Below are 2047 nucleotides of genomic sequence, written 5' to 3'. Positions count from 1 at the left end.
GGCGAGGGCTGCTGCCCGTCGCCGGCCGTCGAGGTCCGTCCCGGTTACCGCGCGCCCCACTCCCGGTCCGTCGGCACGATGCCCGGGCGGACAACCCCGGGTGCCCAGCCGACCCGAATCAGGGCTGGGGCGGAAGGCGCCGGACGCGCGCCGGGATGAACGTGGACGGAGTCCCGGCTGCGCTCACGCGGGCGCGCCGATCAAGAGCCGGCCCCGCGACGGCGTGATCCAACGCCCGGCCGTTGTCGGCGAGTTACCGCATGTGGTCCACCTCGACGGCACGGGGACCATGCCGGTCGCGACTGCGGCCGACTGGACGCTTAGTCCGATTTGCATGCTTCTCAGTCGATATATCGGCACTTGTATGCTGCGGCCTGCCGGTGGCGGCCGCTCAGGCCGCCGCCTCTCGTTCTCCGCGCGGAGGGGCCGTGTTGTCGGAAGGGCCACCGACGTCGCCGTGGTCGCGGCGGACTTCACCGACCGCCGCACGAAGTTCGCACCGATGTGCCCCTGCCGCCCCGTCCCGAAAGGCACCCCCTTCATGACACCCGTGCTGCCGCTGATCACCTCCTGCCTTGTCGAACACTTCGGCCGTGATGCCGCGGCCGTCGGCCCCGAGAGCAGCTTCGAGAGCCTGGCGATGGACTCCCTGGCCATGATGGAGCTGATCACCATCCTCCACGGCGACCACGGCCTCCACGTCCCGGAGGACTTCTCGGAACTCAACGCGGACGCCACCCTCGCCGACGCCGCCGCGTTCCTCGAACAAGCCCAGCCCCAGCCGCAAGCCCAGCCCGCCGTATCGTGAGCGCCGCCGTAGCCGTCACCGGTCTGGGCATGGTCACCCCCGCCGGGAACGACACCGCCTCCACCTGGGCCCGGCTGTGCGAAGGGCGCTCCACGGCCCGTACGGACCCCGAACTCGCCGACTGCGCCGTCTCGTTCTCCTGCCGCGCCGCCAACTTCGACCCCGTGTCCCTGCTGGGGCGCAGCCTGACCTGGCGCATCGACAGGTTCATCCAGATGGCGATGGTCGCCGCCCGCGAGGCCGTGGCTGACGCACGGCTGGGCCGGGACCAGTGGGATCCCGCCCGGGTCGGTGTCGTCCTCGGCGCCGGCACCGGCGGCTGCGATACCAGCATCGCGACGTTCACCAAGATCATCGATCACCGGCACAAGAGCGTGACGCCGACGTACGTCCCTCGCAGTGCCCCCAACATGGCGGCCGGGGAGATCTGCATCGACCTGGGCATCCGGGGCCCGAGCATGGCGATCGCGACGGCGTGCGCGTCCGGCGGCACCGCCCTGGTCATCGCCGACCAGCTGCTGCGCTCGGGCACCTGCGACATCGTCCTGGCCGGTGGCAGCGAGGTGGCCCGCCATCCGCTGTCCGCCGTGGCCTTCGACCGGATGAGCGCGCTCTCACGCCGCGTCCACGACCCCGAGGGCGCCAGCCGCCCCTTCGACGCCGACCGCGACGGTTTCGTCCTCGGCGAGGGCGCGGCCGTCCTCGTCCTGGAGCGGGCCGAGCACGCCCACGCACGCCGCGCTCCCGTCCAGGCGTACCTCGCCGCGGCCGTGGCCAGCACCGACGCCCACCACCCCACCGCTCCGGTGCCCGACGGCAGCAGCGCCGCCCGCACCATTGGCGCGGCCCTGGCCCGAGCCGGGCTGTCGCCCGCCGACGTCGGTCACGTCAATGCCCACGGCACGTCCACCAGGTTCAACGACCTGGCCGAGGCGCGGGCCCTGCGCACCGTCTTCACCTGCCCTCCTCCGGTGACCGCGACCAAGAGCGTGATCGGGCACGCCATCGGTGGAGCCGGTGCCATCGAGGCCGCCGTGAGCGTGCTGTCCCTCGTTCACCAGCGCGTCCCGCCCACTGCGAACCTCGATCGCGTCGACCCGGACATCGACCTGGACGTCGTCACCAAGCAGCCGCGTGAGGCGCGGATGACCGCCGTCGTCAGTAACTCCTTCGGCTTCGGCGGCCAGAACAGCGTCCTCGTGTTCACCGCCCCCTGAAAGGCCCGGCTCGGGACACCGG

General features: G+C 72.2%; 2 protein-coding genes. Both read left to right on the top strand.

What is annotated here, in order from left to right:
* The first annotated feature begins 541 nt into the window (after positions 1–541).
* Positions 542–808 (top strand): acyl carrier protein, encoded by a 267-nt coding sequence (locus tag ACFU6K_RS37800; RefSeq protein WP_380671008.1) that lies wholly within the window; start codon positions 542–544, stop codon positions 806–808.
* A complete protein-coding gene (locus ACFU6K_RS37795) occupies positions 805–2025 on the top strand; it encodes a beta-ketoacyl-[acyl-carrier-protein] synthase family protein (protein WP_380671007.1) in 1221 nt (406 codons plus the stop codon). Before ACFU6K_RS37800 ends, ACFU6K_RS37795 begins: the two co-directional genes overlap by 4 nt.
* The last annotated feature ends 22 nt before the right edge of the window (positions 2026–2047 follow it).

It is taken from the genome of Kitasatospora sp. NPDC057512 (assembly GCF_042802135.1).
In the GTDB taxonomy this organism is placed as follows: Bacteria; Actinomycetota; Actinomycetes; order Streptomycetales; family Streptomycetaceae; genus Kitasatospora.
Note: the sequence above shows the minus strand (reverse complement) of the source record. Positions and strands in the feature narration are given on the sequence as shown.

Excerpts from the sequence above, each read along its gene's own strand:
- ACFU6K_RS37800 (WP_380671008.1), top strand. The coding sequence starts at position 542 with ATGACACCCGTGCTGCCGCTGATCACCTCCTGCCTTGTCGAACACTTC.